The following is a 17941-nucleotide window of genomic DNA, read 5'->3' as shown; positions in this document are numbered from 1 at the left end:
CAGCCCCCGGGCCTGCGCGCCCGTGGGGTGGCCACGAAGTGATGTGAGAGTCCGGACCGACGCGCCCTTACTTGGGGTCGGTGCCGTCCTTCTTCGGCTCGTCCTCCGTCTTGCTCAGGTCGATGCGCTCGTCATCGGCGGCCTCGGCCGTCACGGCGTCCTCATCCGTGGCCGCGGCCTCGTCCTCGGAGCCGTCCTCCAGCTCGTCCGGCTCGATGCCGTGCACGATCCGGTCGTACTCGGACTGGTCCAGGACGGCGCCGATGGAGTTCTTCGCGAAGTGCGCGTGCACCCCGTCGGCCAGCTCCAGGAGGACGGTGTCCTCGTTGACTTCCTTCACCACGGCGTACATGCCGCCGATGGTGCGGACACCGGAGCCCGGTTCCATCTGGTTCCGCATCGTCGCCGCCTGCCGCTGCTTGTTCTTGGCAGACCGGGTCATGAGGAACATGGCACCGATAAGGATGATGAACGGGAGGAGCAAGCCGATACTCACGATTTACAACGTTCCTTCGCACGGCCGCGGTGGCTGGCCTGATCTACGGGGGTGTATGCCGTTCCGGAGGAAGGGCGTCGGCGGAGTCTAAGCGAGTCCTCGCCGGTGAAACAACGCCCAGCATGGCACTGGGGTTCCTGGGGGGCGAGTCTCCATGCCGTCACGGTCCGAACAGGCCACCCTGGCCGGGGCCCCCGGGCTGCGGGGGCGGGACCAGCCCGAGGTGCGTCCACGCCGCCCGGGTAGCCACCCGGCCACGGGGAGTACGCGCCAGCAGACCCTCCCGGACCAGGAACGGTTCCGCCACCTCCTCGACCGTCTCGCGCTCCTCACCGACGGCGACCGCCAGCGTCGACAGCCCGACCGGGCCGCCGCCGAACAGCTGGAGCAGGGCGCGCAGCACGGCCCGGTCCAGCCGGTCGAGGCCGCGGGCGTCCACCTCGTAGACCTCCAGGGCCTGTGTGGCGATCTCGCGGGTGATCCGGCCGTCCGCTCTGACCTGCGCGTAGTCCCGGACCCGGCGCAGCAGCCGGTTGGCGATACGGGGCGTGCCGCGGGAGCGGCCGGCGATCTCCGCACCGCCGTCCGTCTCGATCTCGACGTCCAGCAGCCGGGCCGAGCGGTGGATGACGCGCTCCAGCTCGGCGGGGGCGTAGAACTCCATGTGGCCGGTGAAGCCGAAGCGGTCCCGCAGCGGGGGCGGCAGCAGGCCGGCCCGGGTGGTGGCGCCGACCAGGGTGAAGGGCGGCAGCTCCAGCGGGATGGCGGTGGCGCCGGGGCCCTTGCCGACGATCACATCGACCCGGAAGTCCTCCATCGCCATGTAGAGCATCTCCTCGGCGGGCCGGGACATGCGGTGGATCTCGTCCAGGAACAGCACCTCGCCCTCCTGGAGGGAGGAGAGGATCGCGGCGAGGTCGCCCGCGTGCTGGATGGCCGGGCCCGAGGTGATGCGGATCGGGGCGCCCATCTCGGCGGCGATGATCATCGACAGCGTGGTCTTGCCGAGGCCGGGCGCTCCGGAGAGCAGGACGTGGTCGGCGGTGCCGCCGCGCTTCTTGGCGGCCTTCAGCACCAGGTCCAGCTGCTGCCGCACCCGTTCCTGCCCGACGAACTCACCGAGGTCCTTCGGCCGCAGCGCGGCCTCGACGGCCTGGTCCTCACCGTCGGCATCGGAGCCGACCAGCCGGTCCGGCAGCTCGCCGGCGGTCGGGGGTGCGGGCTCGTCCCAGTTCATGTCGGACTTTCGGGTCGTCGGTGCGGGGATCGTGTCCGTGCGGCGGCAGGCCGTCAGCGGGTGCGGTTCAGGGTCTGGAGGGCCGCGCGCAGCAGTGCGGAGACATTGGGCGCCCCGCCCCCGGCCAGCTCCGCCTCGGCCTGCGGCGCGACCGCGGAGACCGCTTCGTCGGCCTCGCGGGTGGCGTAGCCGAGGCCGATGAGCGCCGCGTGCAGCTGGTCGCGCCAGGAGGCGCTGACGGGGCTGCCGATCCCGCGGTTCGCCCCGGGGCCGACGGGCTCGCCGAGCCGGTCCTTCAGTTCCAGCAGGAGTCGCTGAGCGCCCTTCTTGCCCACGCCGGGGACGGCGGTGAGCGCCTTCTCGTCCCCGGTGGCCACCGCGATCCGCAGGGCGTCCGGGGAGTGCACCGCGAGCATCGTCTGCGCGAGGCGCGGGCCGACACCGCTGACGGTCTGCAGCAGCTCGAAGACCAGCCGCTCGTCGTCGTCCGCGAAGCCGTACAGGGTGAGCGAGTCCTCGCGGACGATCAGCGACGTCGAGAGCCTGGCCGGCTGGCCGGTTCTGAGGGTGGCGAGGGTGCCCGGGGTGCACAGGACGGACATGCCGATGCCGCCCACCTCGATGACCGCGGCGTCCGGGGCGAGTGCGGCGACCGGGCCGCTGACGAAGGCGATCATGCTCGGGGCTCCTGGATTCGTGCCGGCCGGTGGGCGGCGATGGCCTGTTGGAGACGGTTGGTGGCGGTACCGCGCCAGATGTGGCAGATGGCCAGCGCCAGCGCGTCCGCGGCGTCGGCCGGCTTGGGCGGGGCGTCCAGCCGGAGCAGCCGCGTCACCATGGCGCCGACCTGGGCCTTGTCCGCCCGTCCGCTGCCGGTGACGGCGGCCTTGACCTCGCTGGGGGTGTGCAGATGGACGGGGAGTCCGCGCCGGCTGGCGCAGAGCATCGCGACGGCGCTGGCCTGGGCGGTGCCCATGACCGTGCTGACGTTGTGCTGGCTGAACACCCGCTCCACGGCGACGACTTCCGGCCGGTACTCGTCCAACCACGCCTCGATGCCGCGCTCGATGAGGACGAGACGGTGCCCGATCTCCGCGTCGGCCGGGGTGCGCACCACACCGACGCCCAGCATCGTCAACGGGCGCCCCGGGACGCCCTCCACGACTCCGATGCCGAGCCGGGTCAGTCCCGGGTCCACGCCGAGTACCCGCACCCCGTCACCCCTCAAGCCCTGTCGGTCAACTGTTCCTGCAGGTTAGCCGTTCCCACTGACAACGCCGCCAACGCCGACGGGCCGGCGGGGTGTGTCCCGCCGGCCCGTGGTGCTGATATCGCGGAATCAGGCGTCGACCTGCTCCATGACCTCGTCGCTCACGTCGAAGTTGGCGAAGACGTTCTGCACGTCGTCGCTGTCCTCGAGCGCGTCGATCAGCTTGAAGATCTTGCGGGCGCCGTCCTCGTCGAGTTCCACCTGCATGGTGGGGACGAAGTTGGCGTCGGCCGAGTCGTAGTCGATGCCGGCGTCCTGGAGCGCGGTACGGACCGCGACCATGTCGGTGGCCTCGCTGATGACCTCGAAGGACTCGCCGAGGTCGTTGACCTCTTCGGCCCCGGCGTCCAGCACGGCGCCCAGCACGTCGTCCTCGGACAGTTCACCCTTGGGGACGATGACGACGCCCTTGCGGTTGAACAGGTACGAGACCGAGCCCGGGTCCGCCATGGCGCCGCCGTTGCGGGTCATCGCGACACGGACGTCGGAGGCCGCGCGGTTGCGGTTGTCGGTGAGGCACTCGATGAGCACCGCGACGCCGTTCGGCCCGTAGCCCTCGTACATGATCGTCTGGTAGTCGGCGCCGCCGGCTTCCAGACCGGCACCGCGCTTGACCGCGCTGTCGATGTTCTTGTTCGGGACCGAGCTCTTCTTCGCCTTCTGGATGGCGTCGTAAAGGGTCGGGTTACCGGAGACGTCACCGCCACCCATGCGCGCCGCCACCTCGATGTTCTTGATCATCTTGGCGAACAGCTTGCCGCGCTTGGCGTCAACCACGGCCTTCTTGTGCTTGGTGGTAGCCCATTTAGAGTGGCCGGACATCGCCAGCTCCTTACAACGTCGCCAGTAGAAATGAACAGAAGAGATCCTACCGGGGTCGCGCTAGCCCGCGGTGCGCACCATGTCGACGAAGAGCTCGTGAACCCGGTGGTCTCCGGTCAGCTCGGGGTGGAACGAAGTGGCGAGCAGGTTTCCGGAGCGCACGGCGACGACGGTGCCGTCATCGAGCCGGGCCAGCACCTCGGTGCGCTCGCCGGTCGATTCCACCCAGGGGGCGCGGATGAAGACGCCCTCGACCGGGCCACCGCCGATGCCGGTGATCTCCACGGCCGCTTCGAAGGACTCGTTCTGCCGCCCGAAGGCGTTGCGGCGCACGATCATGTCGATGCCGCCGATGGTCTCCTGGTCGTCCCGGCCGTCCAGGATCTTGTCGGCGAGCATGATCATGCCCGCGCAGGACCCGTAGGCCGGCAGGCCGGCCGCGACCCGCTCGCGCAGCGGCTCCAGCATGCCGAAGATGACCGCCAGTTTGGACATCGTGGTGGACTCGCCGCCGGGGATGACCAGGCCGTCGATCTCGGCGAGCTCGGCCGGCCGGCGCACGGGCACGGCCCGTGCGCCGGCGGCGGTGAGCGCCGCGAGGTGTTCGCGTACATCGCCCTGCAGGGCCAGTACGCCGATGGTGGGTATGGCGCTCACGGTCCGGTTACCAGCCGCGGTTGGCGTAGCGCTCGGACTCGGGGAGGGTGTCGCAGTTGATGCCGACCATGGCCTCGCCCAGACCGCGCGAGACGTCCGCGATGACCTTCGGGTCGTCGTAGAAGGTGGTGGCCTTCACGATGGCGGCGGCGCGCTGCGCCGGGTCGCCGGACTTGAAGATGCCGGAGCCGACGAAGACGCCCTCGGCGCCGAGCTGCATCATCAGGGCGGCGTCCGCCGGGGTGGCCACACCGCCGGCGCTGAAGAGCACGACGGGCAGCTTGCCGAGGCCCGCGACCTCCTTGACCAGCTCGTACGGGGCCTGGAGGTTCTTCGCGGCGACGAACAGCTCGGTCTCGTCCAGGGTGCCGAGGCGGCGGATGTCGGTGCGGATCTGGCGCATGTGGCGCACCGCCTCGACGACGTTGCCGGTGCCGGCCTCGCCCTTGGAGCGGATCATGGCCGCGCCCTCGGCAATCCGGCGCAGGGCCTCGCCCAGGTTGGTGGCGCCGCAGACGAAGGGGGTGGTGAAGGCCCACTTGTCGCTGTGGTTGACCTCGTCGGCCGGGGTCAGCACCTCGGACTCGTCGATGTAGTCGACACCGAGCGCCTGCAGGACCTGGGCCTCGACGAAGTGGCCGATGCGGGACTTCGCCATGACGGGGATGGACACCGCGTTGATGATGCCGTCGATCATGTCCGGGTCGGACATACGGGCCACGCCGCCGTCCTTGCGGATGTCGGCGGGCACCCGCTCCAGGGCCATGACCGCGACGGCGCCGGCGTCCTCGGCGATCTTCGCCTGCTCGGCGTTGACGACGTCCATGATCACGCCGCCCTTGAGCTGCTCGGCCATACCGCGCTTGACGCGCGCGGTGCCGGTCTCGGGGTTCTGGGCGGTGGCGGGGGTGGTGGACACGGTATGACCTCACTCGATGACGAATGGTGCGTTGTACCCATCGTGAACCGGTCCACCTGGCCGGAAAAGGGCCAATCCGGGGTCAGTGGCCTGCCGCGCCGTCCGCTGTGAACGCCATCGGTGGCTCGTCGTCCATCTCGAAGGCCAGCGGGAAGGGCGCGTGGCCGGCCAGCCGGAACCAGCGCACCACCCGGTGCCTGCGCACCGCCCGCGCCGCCCGGACCGCGTCGTTGTGGAAGCGCCGGGCCATCGGCACCCGGCGTACCGCCTGGGTCAGTTCGCCGACGGTCTCCTCGCCGCCGGGCGCGGCCAGCACCGCCTCGACGGCGTCCGGTTCGGCGAAGACCGCGCGCAGCGCCTGGCTCAGCTCGCTCTCGGCCACCTCGCGGTGCTCGTCCTCGGACTGCCGGGCGGCGTGCGCGGACTGGTAGAGGACGATGGACGCCGCCGGGTCCAGCACCCCGGACGTCGCGAGTTCCTGGGCCACCGAGGCGCGGCGCAGCAGCTGCGCGTCCAGGGCGGCACGGGCGGCGTCGATACGGGCGTGCAGCCGGTCAAGGCGGCCCGCGGTCCAGCTCAGGTACAGGCCGATGGCAACGACAGCCACCGCGACCCAGATGAAGGTGGTCACGGGCGGCAAGGCTACCGTCGCGCCGGGTACTTCAGTCCCGGGCGAGCCCCAGGCGGGCGCGCAGGCCCACGCGTTCATCGGTGGCGACGGCGGTGGCGCCCTCCGTCACCGTCTCGTAGACGGAGAGGATGTCGGCGCCGACCGTGCTCCAGTCGAAGCGGCGGACGTGCCTGCTGCCCAGTTCCCGCAGCTCCGCGAGGCGCTTGGGGTCGCCGAGCAGCCGCACCGCGGCGGCCGCGAGCGCGTCGGCGTCCTCGACGGGGAACAGTTCGCCCGCCGCGCCGCCGTCCAGGACCTGGCGGAAGGCGTCCAGATCGCTGGCGAGCACCGGGGCGCCCGCCGACATCGCCTCGACGAGGATGATGCCGAAGCTCTCGCCGCCGGTGTTGGGGGCGACGTACAGGTCGACGCTGCGCAGCAGCCGGGCCTTGTCCCGGTCGCTGACCATGCCGAGGAACTCGACCTGGCCGCGCAGGTGTTCCGGCAGGGCTTCGACGGCTTCCTTCTCGTCACCCTTTCCGGCGACCAGCAGCCGGGTGTCCGGGCGTTCCGCGATGATCTTCGGGAGGGCCCGCATCAGGGCGGGCAGGCCCTTGCGCGGCTCGTCGATCCGGCCGATGAACCCGATCGTCCCGCCCGGCCTCGGCACGCCGTCCAGGGCGGTGCTGCGGGCCCCTTCCGACTGCCACTCCGGCTCGGCCTCGGCGGTGGCGAAGAAGTCGACGTCCACGCCGTTGGGGATGACCACCGCGTCGCCGCCGAGGTGCTCCACCAAGGTTCGCCGGGCGTACTCGCTCACCGCGATGCGCGCCCGGATCTTCTCCAGCGCGGGCTGCAGGATCGGATAGGCAGCGATCATGGCCCGCGAGCGCGGGTTGGAGGTGTGGAAGGTCGCGACGATCGGCCCCTGGGCCGCCCAGCAGGCCAGCAGGCCGAGGGACGGCGAGGTCGGTTCGTGGATGTGGATGACGTCGAAGCCGCCGTCGTGCAGCCAGCGGCGCACCCGGGCGGCCGACAGGAAGCCGAAGTTGAGCCGGGCCACCGAGCCGTTGTACGGCACGGGGACGGCGCGGCCCGCGGAGACCACGTACGGCGGGAGCGGTGTCTCGTCGTCGGCGGGCGCGAGCACGGAGACCTCGTGGCCGAGCTTGATCAGGTGCTCCGCGAGGTCGCGGATGTGGAACTGGACGCCGCCGGGGACGTCCCAGGAGTACGGGCAGACGATCCCGATCCTCAAGGTTTCTCCGTTCCGGAACTGTTCGGGCGTACCTCGAGATCGGCGAGCCACAGCCGTTGGAGCATGTGCCAGTCCTCGGGGTGTTCGGCGATCCCGGAGGCGAAGGCGTCGGCCAGGTCCTGCGTCATGGCCGCGGCCTTCTCGGTCCGGTCGCCGAGTTCGGGGACGTCGACGGGTGGGTGGATCCGGCCGCGCATGATGGGCGAGCCGTCGTACCAGAGGGTGACCGGCAGAAGGAGGGCGCCGGTCTGCTGCGCCAGCATCGCGGGCCCGGCGGGCATCCGGGTGGCCTCGCCGAAGAACTTCACCTCGATGCCCGAGACGGACAGGTCGCGGTCGGCGACCAGGCAGATCAGACCGCCCGCGCGCAGCCGGCGGGCGAGGGTGCCGAAGGCCGAGCCGCCGGTGTGCGGCAGCACCTCCATGCCGAGTCCCTCGCGGTAGGCCACGAAGCGGTCGTACAGGGTCTCGGGCTTGAGGCGTTCCGCGACGGTGGTGAAGGGCACCCCGATCTTGGTGGTGACCCAGGCTCCGGCCAGGTCGTAGTTGCCCATGTGCGGCAGGGCGATGATGACGCCGCGGCCGGCCGCCAGCCCCGCTTGCAGGATGTGCGCGTTCTGGATGTCGACACTGCGGAAGCGTTCCCGGTCCCAGGCGGGCATCCGGAAGGACTCCATCCAGTACCGCAGGTACGAGCGCATGCCGGCCCGGGACAGCTCGCGCAGCCGGGCCTCGTCCGCGTCCGGTACGACACGGGCGAGGTTGGACTCCAGCCGGAGCACTCCCTTGCCGCGCCGCCGCCAGACCAGGTCGGCGATGTTCCGGCCGAGGGCGTTCGCCACCGGTTCCGGCAGCTTCTTCACCGCACCCCAGCCCAGCCCGTACAGGCCGTCGGTCAACCGGTCCTTCACGCGGCGCCGCCCCCGTTCGCACCGGTGACCGCGTCGGCCGCGTCGGCCTCCGCCGCCTCGCGGCGCACGGTGACGACCCGCTGGATCAGGGTCACCAGGCTGCCCGCGGCGACGACCCACAGGGCGATCGGCAGAAGCCACTCGATATAGGGAACGCCGAACTTGTGCAGCCCGGCGAGACCGCACAGGACGAGGGTGATGACGAGCCGCTCGGCGCGCTCGACCAGCCCGTTGACGTTCACCGGCAGGCCGATGGCCTCGCCGCGGGCCTTGGTGTAGGACACCACCTGGCCGCTGGCGAGGCAGAAGATCGTCACCGCGCAGAGCACGAGGTCGTCACCGCCGCCGGCGTACCAGAGCGCGAGCCCGCCGAAGACCGCCGAGTCGGCGACCCGGTCGAGGGTGGAGTCGAGGAAGGCGCCCCATCGGCTGGACACCCCGGACTGCCGCGCCATGTTCCCGTCGACCAGGTCCGAGAAGACGAACAGGGTGATGACGACGGTGCCCCAGAAGAACTCGCCCATGGGGTAGAAGACCAGCGCACCCGCCATCACTCCCCCGGTGCCGATGAGGGTCACCGCGTCGGGGGTGACCCCGATGCGCAGCAGGAACGAGGCGAACGGCGTGAGAACACGCGTGAAGAATGCACGCGCGTACTTGTTCAGCATGGCCTTCCCGGATGGATCGGTGGATGTCGGCTGGCCCGGTCGGCCACTGGACGGCCCATCGTAGCCAGCCCTCGTCGTCCGTATGCGTGAGGCACCCGTCGGTACCCTGGGGACGTACGACGTATGGACGCACCGTGACCGCCGTGGGAAGGTCGGATAACCGCGGGCGTCGCCGGAAACCCTCCCTTTGTACCCCGTCCCGGGGCACCTCCGGTGCGGTCTCCCGTGACGTTGCGCGTTTGTGCCCCTGCAGAGGGCGCGGTCCCCCATGCAGTGACGGACATGGAGGCGAGACCCGTGGGTGGAGCAGCCGACAGGAGAGACGTACATCCAGGAGCCGCCGGAAGGGCACCGGCGGCCGGCCGGCCCGAGAAGGTGCGCAATGTGGTGCTGGTCGGCCACAGCGGAGCGGGCAAGACCACACTCGTCGAGGCCCTGGCGCTGGCGACCGGCGCGGTGAACCGGGCAGGGCGGGTGGAGGACGGCGGATCGATCTCCGATCACGACGAGATCGAGCAGCGGCAGCAGCGGTCGGTGCAGCTGTCACTGGTGCCGGTCCTCTGGGGCGATATCAAGATAAATCTGCTGGACACTCCCGGATACGCCGACTTCGTCGGGGAGTTGAGGGCCGGTCTGCGGGCAGCGGACGCGGCCCTCTTCGTCGTCTCGGCGGCGCAGGACGCGGCGGGGGTGGGCGGCGCGACCCGGTTGGTGTGGGACGAGTGCGCGGCGGTCGGGATGCCGCGGGCGGTGGTGGTGACGCATCTGGAGGCGGCCAGGTCCGACTTCGACGAGATGACGGCGCTGTGCGCCCGGGTCCTCGGCGACGACTCCCCCGACGCGGTGCTGCCGCTGTACCTTCCGCTGCACGGCGAGCAGGGCCCGGACGGGCACGCCCCGGTCACCGGGCTGATCGGGCTGCTCTCGCAGCGGGTCTTCGACTACTCCACGGGCGAGCGGACCGAGCGGGCCCCGGAGTCCGGGGAGCTGCCGCTGATCGAGGAGGCCCGCAACCGGCTCATCGAGGGGATCATCGCCGAGAGCGAGGACGAGACCCTGATGGACCGCTACCTCAGCGGCGAGGAGCTGGACCTCAAGACGCTCACCGAGGACCTGGAACGGGCGGTCGCCCGCGGCACGTTCCACCCGGTGCTGGCCGCCGCCCCGGCGGCCGACGGCGCCCGGCAGGGGCTGGGCACCCTGGAGCTGCTGGAGCTGATCACCGGCGGCTTCCCGACCCCGCTGGAGCGCGAGGCGCCCCCGGTGAGCGCCCTGCAGGGCGGCCCGTGCCCGCCGCTGACCTGCGACCCTGACGGGCCGCTCGCCGCCGAGGTGGTGAAGACCTCCTCCGACCCGTACGTCGGGCGGATCAGCCTGGTGCGGGTCTTCTCCGGAACGCTGCGGCCGGACGAGACGGTCCATGTCTCGGGGCACGGCATGGCGGACCGCGGGCACGCGGACCATGACGTGGACGAGCGGGTGGGTGCGCTCTCCTCGCCCTTCGGGAAACAGCAGCGCGGGGTGGCGAGCTGTGTCGCGGGCGATCTGGCCTGCGTCGCCAAACTGACCCGCGCCGAGACCGGCGACACCCTCTCGGCCAAGGACCGGCCGCTGCTCATGGAGCCGTGGGTGATGCCCGACCCGCTGCTCCCGGTGGCCATCCAGGCGCACAGCAAGGCCGACGAGGACAAGCTCTCGCAGGGCCTGGCGCGGCTGGTCGCCGAGGATCCCACCATGCGGCTGGAGCAGAACCCGGACACCCGGCAGGTGGTCCTGTGGTGCCTGGGCGAGGCGCATGTCGATGTCGCGCTGGAGCGGCTGCGCAGCCGCTACGGGGTCCAGGTGGACGCCGTGCAGCACCGGGTGTCGCTGCGCGAGACGTTCGGTGAGCAGGCCACCGCGCGCGGCCGGCACGTCAAACAGTCCGGCGGGCACGGCCAGTTCGCGATCTGTGAGATCCAGGTCGATCCGCTGCCGGCCGGCTCCGGCATCGAGTTCGTCGACAAGGTGATCGGCGGGGCGGTACCGCGGCAGTTCATCCCGTCGGTGGAGAAGGGCGTCCGCGCGCAGGCCGCCCGGGGCGTGGCGCTCGGCCACCCGGTGGTGGACATCAGGATCACCCTCACCGACGGCAAGGCGCACTCGGTGGACTCCTCCGACGCCGCGTTCCAGACGGCCGGGGCGCTCGCCATGCGGGAGGCCGCCGCCGGCGCCAGGATCGACCTGCTGGAACCGGTCGTCGAGGTCGGGGTGCTGGTCTCCGACGACTACGTCGGATCGGTGATGAGCGATCTGTCCGGACGGCGCGGCCGGGTCCTGGGCAACGAACCGGCCGGGCCCGGGCGCACGCTGGTCCGGGCCGAGGTGCCGGAGATCGAGATCGGCCGGTACGCCGTCGACCTGCGGTCCCTGTCGCACGGCACCGGCCGCTTCAGCCGCGCGTACGCCCGCCACGAGCCGATGCCCCCGCCGCTCGCGGCCAAGCTCAGGGAACAGGCGGATACCGCCAAGTAACGCTGCGGGAAGGCCAGTCGGCGGTCCGTGTGCCCCCCGCGCGGACCGCCGCGCCGATACTGTGGGCATTGCTCCAGAAGTGTGACGGCCCCGCTCGCGGGGAATGGGCCGGTGGAGCCGTTGTGCCCGCGGGGTCGTGTGGGGGAATGAGGGGGCGGTAGTGGCAGACGGCAAGGGGTTCGACTTCAGCCCCGGGGCGCAGGTCCCGCTGATCGGTACGGAGGGCGGCACCGCCGCGACCCAGGCCCTGTCGTCCGCGGCCTATCGGGACTCCCCGGTCGAGGACCTCAGGAAGGCCAACGAGGACGCGGTGTTCACGCCGCCCCGGCTCTCGCTCTTCGAGCCCAACCTCGGTGAGGCGTTCGCCCGTTCCGTCCAGGTGCGGATGCTCGGCGCGGCGCGCGGCGAACTCGTGCAGTCCTTCGGTGCCGAACCCCAGTCCGTCGTCGAGCACTGCCTCGCCGCGAACCGGATCCGCCAGGAGCGCGACAACCGGCTGACGATCGTGATGGCCGTCTTCGGGCTGCTGTTCCTGCCGGGGGTGCTGATCTGGCTCGGCGCGTTCCAGCTGCGCAGGTCGCTGGCGAAGGCGCAGGACTCGAAGGCCGGCCCGCTGGGCGCGGTGATCCTGCTGGTCGTCGTCGCGTTCGCCGCGCTGCTCATCATCAAGCCGCCGCTGACCGGTTTCTGGCGCCAGTACCTGCGCGTCATGATGCTCGTACCGGTGCTGGGCTGGTTCTGGGCCAAGCGCATCTGCGAGCAGACCGCGAAGGACCTGCGCGAGCGCTGGGCGGGCCTGGTCTCCGGCAGCGGCGTCGGCGCCAAGATCCCCGAGGCCGTGCCGCGCAACCCGAACCAGACCCGGGCGGAGACGCTGCGGCAGAGCCTGGCGAAGCTCTCCGCCGAGCAGAACAGCAACGTGGTCTTCTACGCGGGCCCCAAGGGAATACTGGGCATGGGCACCCGCTGGGGCAGCTGGCAGATGGCCGAGGAGCTGGTACCGCGCGACGGCCTCGCCGAGATCCACCCCTTCCGCAGCTGGGACGTCATCCGCGCCATCCACGACAAACTGCGGATGCTGGAGCGCGGCCCGCTGCACACCGGAGGCTTCCCCAAGGCGTCGATACGGCACTGGGTCGTCGCACCGACCGGGGAGAACGCCAAGGCCATCTCCCGGCCCACCGGCGCCGAGGTCGAGGCGTTCACCGTCAAGGACTTCGAGATCCAGCGGATCTGCAACAACCAGCAGTTCGGCAAGGGCAACCGGCACTACCTGGGCATCCAGTTCGTCCTGTGGGACGGCCAGTTGGTGATAACGCTGATGGTCACGGTGACCGTGCTGGCGCAGACCCTGCGGGTCGAGGTGACGGGCCACGCGCTGGGCCCCGTGCACCCCATCTTCACCGCGCCGCCGGCGCCCAACTCCAAGACCGTCTCGCACCCGGTCAAGTTCTGGGAGACCCACACGGTGCAGCTGCCGCTGATCCACCCCGGCGAGGTGGTCCGGCTGGCGGCCCGCGCACCGCTCACCCGGTTCCCCAGCGTGCTGGACCACCTCGGCGGCACGCTCGCACTGCCCGAACCGTTCGGCCTCCGGCACACCTGGGCGGACAAGCCGTGGAAGCACCGCTTCATGGCCGACGACGCGCTGCGCGCCGCGACCCCGGTACTGCGGGCGGTGCACGCGGCGGCGATCCACGTCATGAAGGAGAACGGCGTCGACACCTCGCACTTCACCAACCGCTCGCTGATGCTGAGCGGCCTGGTCCAGGGCGCGGAACCCCGCAAGGCGGACGCCTACGACGCGTAGCGGCCGGGGGCCCGGCCCCCGGCCCACCGCGGCTTCTAGTCCTTCGGCCAGACGTCCGCGAGCATCTTGCGGGTGTCGGCCAGCAGTTGCGGCAGCACCCGGGTGTGCCCGATGACCGGCATGAAGTTGGTGTCGCCGCCCCAGCGCGGCACCACGTGCTGGTGCAGATGGGCGGCGATCCCCGCGCCCGCCGCCCCGCCCTGGTTCATGCCGATGTTGAAGCCGTGCGCCCCTGACGCGGTGCGCAGTGCCCGCATAGCGCCCTTGGTCAGCTCCGCCAGCTCCGCGGTCTCCGCGAGGTCCAGCTCGGTGTAGTCCGCGACGTGCCGGTACGGGACCACCATCAGGTGGCCGCCGTTGTACGGATAGAGGTTGAGCACCGCGTAGACGTGCTCGCCCCGCGCGACGATCAGGCCGTCCTCGTCGGATTTGGACGGGATCGAGCAGAACGGACATCCGTCGCCGGCCTCCGGGCCGGTCGGCTTGTTCTCACCCTGGATGTACGCCATGCGGTGCGGGGTCCACAGGCGCTGGAACGCGTCCTGCGTACCCACTCCGATCTGCTGCTCCGGCTCACTCGTCATGCCGATCAGCATAGGACTTCGGCCCGCGCCGCGTGTCGCAGGGGCGGTTCCCGCGGTGGTATCCCCGCGGTGGGACACCGCCACGCACGAAGGCCCCCGGAGCTCGCGCTCCGGGGGCCCGCCGTACGCCGTGCGTCAGACCTGGACGCGGTCCTCGACAGCCTTGGCGATCTCGGCGACGGCCTCGTCGACCGGCACGCCGTTCTTCTGCGTGCCGTCGCGGTAGCGGAAGGACACCGCACCGGCCTCCATGTCCTCGTCACCCGCGATGATCATGAAGGGCACCTTGGCCTTCTGGGCGTTGCGGATCTTCTTCTGCATCCGGTCCGAGGAGGCGTCCACGTCGACCCGCAGTCCGAGGGCCTTCGCCTTGGCGGCGAACTCCTGCAGATACGGGACGTGCGCGTCACCGATCGGGATGCAGGTCGCCTGCACCGGCGCCAGCCAGGCCGGGAAGGCACCCGCGTAGTGCTCCAGGAGCACCGCGAAGAACCGCTCGATCGAGCCGAAGAGCGCACGGTGGATCATCACCGGACGCTGCTTGGAGCCGTCGCCGGAGGTGTACTCCAGGTTGAAGCGCTCCGGCAGGTTGAAGTCGACCTGGATGGTCGACATCTGCCAGGTCCGGCCGATGGCGTCGCGCGCCTGGACGGAGATCTTCGGGCCGTAGAAGGCGGCGCCGCCCGGGTCCATGACCAGTTCGAGGCCCTGCTTCTCGGCGGCCTTGCGCAGCGTCTCGGTGGCCTCGTCCCAGTTCTCGTCCGACCCGATGAACTTCTCCGGGTCCTTGGTCGAGAGCTCCAGGTAGAAGTCCTCCAGGCCGTAGTCACGCAGCAGGTTCAGCACGAAGGTGAGGGTCGAGTCGAGCTCGTCCGCCATCTGCTCCTTGGTGCAGTAGATGTGCGCGTCGTCCTGGGTGAAGCCGCGGGCGCGGGTCAGGCCGTGCACGACGCCGGACTTCTCGTACCGGTACACGGTGCCGAACTCGAAGAGCCGCAGGGGCAGTTCGCGGTAGGACCGGCCCCGGGCGTCGAAGATCAGGTTGTGCATCGGGCAGTTCATGGGCTTGAGGTAGTAGTCGGTGCCCTCGTCGAGCTGCATGGGGGGGTACATGCCGTCCGCGTACCAGTCCAGGTGCCCGCTCTTCTCGAAGAGCGCGCCCTTGGTGGCGTGCGGGGTGTAGACGAACTCGTACCCCTCCTGCTCGTGCCGCTTGCGCGAGTAGTCCTCCATGACCCGGCGGATGACGCCGCCGCGCGGGTGGAAGACCGCCAGGCCCGAGCCGATCTCCTCGGGGATCGAGAAGAGGTCCAGCTCGGAGCCGAGCTTGCGGTGGTCGCGCTTCTCGGCCTCGGCGAGGAACTCCAGGTACGCCTTCAGCTCGTCCTTCGACGGCCACGCGGTGCCGTAGATGCGCTGCAGCTGCTTGTTCTTCTCGCTGCCGCGCCAGTACGCGGCGGCGCTGCGCATCAGCTTGAAGGCGGGGATGAGCCGGGTGCTGGGCAGGTGCGGACCCCGGCAGAGGTCCTTCCAGCACAGCTCGCCGGTCCGGCTGTCGATGTTGTCGTAGATGGTCAGCTCGCCCGCACCGACCTCGACGTTCGCACCGTCGTCGGCGGAGGCGGAGCCCTTGAGGCCGATCAGCTCCAGCTTGTACGGCTCGGCCGCCAGTTCCTCGCGGGCGTCGTCGTCGCTCACCACGCGGCGCGAGAAGCGCTGACCGCGCTTCTGGATCTCCTGCATCTTCTTCTCGATGCTCTTGAGATCCTCCGGCGTGAAGGGGGTCTCGACGTCGAAGTCGTAGTAGAAGCCGTCCTTGATGGGCGGGCCGATACCGAGCTTCGCCGACGGGAACAGCTCCTGCACGGCCTGGGCCATGACATGCGCGGCGGAGTGCCGCAGGATGTTCAGCCCGTCCTCGCTGGCCAGTGGGACGGCTTCGACCTCGTCACCGTCGGCGACCGGGTACGCCAGGTCCTTCAGCGCGCCGGCGACGCGCGCGGCGACGATGCTGCGGTCGCCGTCGAAGAGCTCTCCGGCGGTCGTCCCGGTCGTGACCACCCGCTCTTCCCGCTCAACGGAATCGCGAATGATGATCACACGGACGTCTGACACCGGTTCTCTCCCATGACTCAATACCGCACGGCGGCGGATGCCGCACGGGTGAATCGTACCGAGCCCGGCGGGTGCGCCGCGAAGTGATGGAGGGACGGTGAGCTACCGGCGGACGCTTCTCAGGTCAGGAGTCCCCGCCGCAGGCGTCCTCGAAGGTGTCGACGCCGCCGTGCAGCGACTTCAGCAGCCGGTCCCGCTCGGCCTCGTCCACCTGGACCGGGGTGACGCCGACGGCCTCGGTGAGCCGGCGGAAGCCGCCGCGGCTCTCCAGCCGTCCGCTGACCCGGATCGGCAGCCCGACCAGGTGGGCGTGGGCGGCGATACGGTACTCCGCCTCGTCCAGCCGGACCCGGACCTGGCGGACGTCGGCGCCGGCGAGCACCCGGAGCCGGACCGAGCCGCCGCCGGACGGGGTGGGCCGGCGCAGCCGGACGACGGTGCCCGTCACCCGGACCGGGACCGACGGTTCGCGGCGCAGATAGCGGGCGCTCGCCGCCTCCAGGGCCGGCAGGTCGCCGGGCGAGAACTCCACCGGCTCGGGACGGCTCGCGAAACCGCCGGGCGGACCCGCCGCCGGCGACCAGGCGAGCGCCACCTCCATGCCCTCGGTGCCGCGCACCAGCCGGACCAGCGCCTCGGCCAGTTCATGGCAGACGCCGAGGTCGACGGCGGCGTCGAACGCCTCCATCCCGCCGGTGGCGCGCTGGAAGTCCACCGCGTCCCGGGCCCCCTGCAGCGCGCGCAGCAGGGTCGAGGTCACCGGCCGGCCCTCGGGGACGGGGGCGTACGCGGTGAGCAGATGGCCGCCGGTCACCGGCCCGACCAGGACCTGCTCCAGGAATCCCGCGGCATGCGGGCCGTGCCGCTCGCCGAAGTACCCGGCGGTCTGCCGGGCGGCGCGCGCGGCGGCCAGCAGCATCGCCCGGGCGCCGGCCCGCAGCTGCTCGGCCGTGGTCCACGGCACCGCGTCGCCGATCCGCGGCACCTCGCGCCGCCAGCGGATCTCGTCGCCGGGGACGGTGAGGGCGAGCAGCACCTCGCGGGCGGACGGGGCGGCGGAGCGGGCGAGTGCGGTGAGGGCCTCACCGAGCAGGTCGGTGTGGTCCGCGTAGCCGGGGTCCGTGGTCCGCCCGCGGCGCGGGCGGCCCTCGGGGACGAGCAGGCTGGTGCCGGTGCCGTTCCCCGTCGGCCGGCCGGCGTCCGCCCCCGCGTCCTGGAGCCGGACGGCGCTGCCGGGCGGGGTCCAGCGGCTGTAGCGGCCGGGGGCGCCGCCGCGCCGCTCCCAGCCGTGCCGGACGAGCAGCGCGGTCAGCACCGCGGGGTCGACGCGCTCGGGGTCGGGCAGAACGGGCTCATCGGTGTTCGTGGGCCGGTGCATCGTCACGGTCTTCCTCCCGCCCCGACCCGCGCCATGATCTGGCACAGCGCACGGTCGTCGAAGATCCGCGCGGTCGGTATCCGCACTGTGGTCTTGCGCTTGCCCGTCACGGCGACGCCGGCCAGGTTCGTCCAGTAGCAGCAGTGCCGCAGTTCCAGCCGGTCGTGTCCGGCCGCCAGCCACTCGTCCTGCGTGCGCGGCACGAGCATCACCACCAGGATCTTGTGCACCGACGCCGGGGTCCTGGCCAGTTTCACCAGGTGCTCGTTCTCCAGCGTGAAGCCGAAGGTCGGCCCCGCCGGATGCGGGGCGACCTGGTAGGTGCACTTGAGCTGCACCTTTATCGTCACCTCGTCGTCGACGGCGTGGGCGCGCGAACTGTGGCTGAGATGCCAGTCGATGCCGTTGTCCGGAAAGGGCTGGGCGAGCGAGCAGCCGGCCGCCGCGGCGACCGCGTGCAAATACCCCACCTGCAGGGTCTCCATGCAACTGGTGGTGGCGAGCCCTCCCCTGAGCGGTGCGGCCCGCTCGGCCGTCGGCTCGCCCGGGGCGGGCTGCGTGAGCGCCATCGCTCTTCCGTGCCTTCCGAGCCGTGCGTTGTCAGTGCGTATCCGTCACCTGTGTCTTCTCCACCAGCGGCGGGTCGCAAACAGTTGCGGTTCAGTGACCACGAGTTACGGGTACATACCGCT

Annotated in this window: 17 protein-coding genes; 2 read left to right on the top strand and 15 right to left on the bottom strand. The window is 71.2% G+C overall.

Translation table 11 applies throughout. The annotated features are described in order from the left end of the window. Window positions 1-67: 67 nt before the first annotated feature. The 11 genes from yajC to pgsA form a co-directional block, all read right to left on the bottom strand. Window positions 68-496, bottom strand: coding sequence for a preprotein translocase subunit YajC (gene yajC, locus LNW73_RS27570; RefSeq protein ID WP_250991734.1), 429 nt, complete (start codon window positions 494-496; stop codon window positions 68-70). Window positions 497-656: 160 nt separating this feature from the next. Then, on the bottom strand, window positions 657-1733 hold the full coding sequence (ruvB, locus tag LNW73_RS27565; RefSeq protein ID WP_250975001.1) for a Holliday junction branch migration DNA helicase RuvB: 1077 nt from the start codon (window positions 1731-1733) through the stop codon (window positions 657-659). 53 nt (window positions 1734-1786) lie between these two features. Then, on the bottom strand, window positions 1787-2410 hold the full coding sequence (ruvA, locus tag LNW73_RS27560) for a Holliday junction branch migration protein RuvA (RefSeq protein WP_138352638.1): 624 nt from the start codon (window positions 2408-2410) through the stop codon (window positions 1787-1789). Then, on the bottom strand, window positions 2407-2946 hold the full coding sequence (gene ruvC, locus LNW73_RS27555) for a crossover junction endodeoxyribonuclease RuvC (RefSeq protein ID WP_250975002.1): 540 nt from the start codon (window positions 2944-2946) through the stop codon (window positions 2407-2409). The genes ruvA and ruvC overlap by 4 nt, the downstream gene beginning before the upstream one ends. 126 nt (window positions 2947-3072) lie before the next feature. Continuing rightward, window positions 3073-3825: a YebC/PmpR family DNA-binding transcriptional regulator gene (locus LNW73_RS27550; RefSeq protein ID WP_138352640.1), complete on the bottom strand. Its 753-nt coding sequence runs from the start codon at window positions 3823-3825 to the stop codon at window positions 3073-3075. 60 nt (window positions 3826-3885) lie between these two features. Beyond that, window positions 3886-4482 (bottom strand): pyridoxal 5'-phosphate synthase glutaminase subunit PdxT, encoded by a 597-nt coding sequence (gene pdxT, locus LNW73_RS27545; protein WP_308401916.1) that lies wholly within the window; start codon window positions 4480-4482, stop codon window positions 3886-3888. A 7-nt stretch (window positions 4483-4489) separates the two neighbouring features. Further along, on the bottom strand, window positions 4490-5401 hold the full coding sequence (gene pdxS / locus LNW73_RS27540; protein ID WP_138352642.1) for a pyridoxal 5'-phosphate synthase lyase subunit PdxS: 912 nt from the start codon (window positions 5399-5401) through the stop codon (window positions 4490-4492). An 82-nt stretch (window positions 5402-5483) separates the two neighbouring features. Next, a complete protein-coding gene (locus LNW73_RS27535) occupies window positions 5484-6041 on the bottom strand; it encodes a hypothetical protein (RefSeq protein WP_250975004.1) in 558 nt (185 codons plus the stop codon). A gap of 22 nt (window positions 6042-6063) precedes the next feature. Next, on the bottom strand, window positions 6064-7269 hold the full coding sequence (locus LNW73_RS27530) for a glycosyltransferase family 4 protein (protein WP_250991733.1): 1206 nt from the start codon (window positions 7267-7269) through the stop codon (window positions 6064-6066). Then, entirely contained in the window at window positions 7266-8180 is a 915-nt protein-coding gene (locus tag LNW73_RS27525; RefSeq protein ID WP_250975006.1) for a phosphatidylinositol mannoside acyltransferase, read from the bottom strand. Before LNW73_RS27525 ends, LNW73_RS27530 begins: the two co-directional genes overlap by 4 nt. Further along, a complete protein-coding gene (gene pgsA / locus LNW73_RS27520) occupies window positions 8177-8848 on the bottom strand; it encodes a phosphatidylinositol phosphate synthase (RefSeq protein WP_250991732.1) in 672 nt (223 codons plus the stop codon). Before pgsA ends, LNW73_RS27525 begins: the two co-directional genes overlap by 4 nt. A 282-nt stretch (window positions 8849-9130) precedes the next feature. Between pgsA and LNW73_RS27515 the strand changes: the two genes are divergently transcribed. Both LNW73_RS27515 and LNW73_RS27510 read left to right on the top strand, forming a co-directional pair. After that, window positions 9131-11362, top strand: coding sequence for an elongation factor G-like protein EF-G2 (locus LNW73_RS27515; RefSeq protein WP_250991731.1), 2232 nt, complete (start codon window positions 9131-9133; stop codon window positions 11360-11362). Between the two features lie 160 nt (window positions 11363-11522). Beyond that, complete coding sequence (locus tag LNW73_RS27510) at window positions 11523-13172, top strand: hypothetical protein (protein WP_250975008.1); 1650 nt, start codon at window positions 11523-11525, stop codon at window positions 13170-13172. Window positions 13173-13207: 35 nt separating this feature from the next. Here LNW73_RS27510 and LNW73_RS27505 read toward each other — a convergent pair whose 3' ends face one another. The 4 genes from LNW73_RS27505 to LNW73_RS27490 all read right to left on the bottom strand — a co-directional run bounded on the left by LNW73_RS27505 (window position 13208) and on the right by LNW73_RS27490 (window position 17818). Further along, window positions 13208-13768 carry an HIT family protein gene (locus LNW73_RS27505; protein ID WP_250975009.1) on the bottom strand — a complete coding sequence of 187 codons (561 nt, stop codon included), beginning with the start codon at window positions 13766-13768 and terminating at the stop codon, window positions 13208-13210. A 123-nt stretch (window positions 13769-13891) separates the two neighbouring features. Beyond that, complete coding sequence (gene thrS, locus LNW73_RS27500) at window positions 13892-15871, bottom strand: threonine--tRNA ligase (protein WP_250991730.1); 1980 nt, start codon at window positions 15869-15871, stop codon at window positions 13892-13894. Between the two features lie 124 nt (window positions 15872-15995). Further along, the gene (locus LNW73_RS27495; protein ID WP_250993058.1) at window positions 15996-17249 is read right to left on the bottom strand and encodes a hypothetical protein; all 1254 of its coding nucleotides are present in this window, start codon (window positions 17247-17249) and stop codon (window positions 15996-15998) included. A gap of 2 nt (window positions 17250-17251) precedes the next feature. Next, window positions 17252-17818 carry a DUF4365 domain-containing protein gene (locus LNW73_RS27490; protein WP_250975011.1) on the bottom strand — a complete coding sequence of 189 codons (567 nt, stop codon included), beginning with the start codon at window positions 17816-17818 and terminating at the stop codon, window positions 17252-17254. Between the last annotated feature and the right edge of the window lie 123 nt (window positions 17819-17941).

It is taken from the genome of Streptomyces sp. RKAG337 (genome assembly GCF_023701715.1).
Taxonomy (GTDB): domain Bacteria; phylum Actinomycetota; class Actinomycetes; order Streptomycetales; family Streptomycetaceae; genus Actinacidiphila.
The sequence above is the reverse complement of the archived record's forward strand: the minus strand, read 5'-3'. Positions and strand labels throughout refer to the sequence as shown.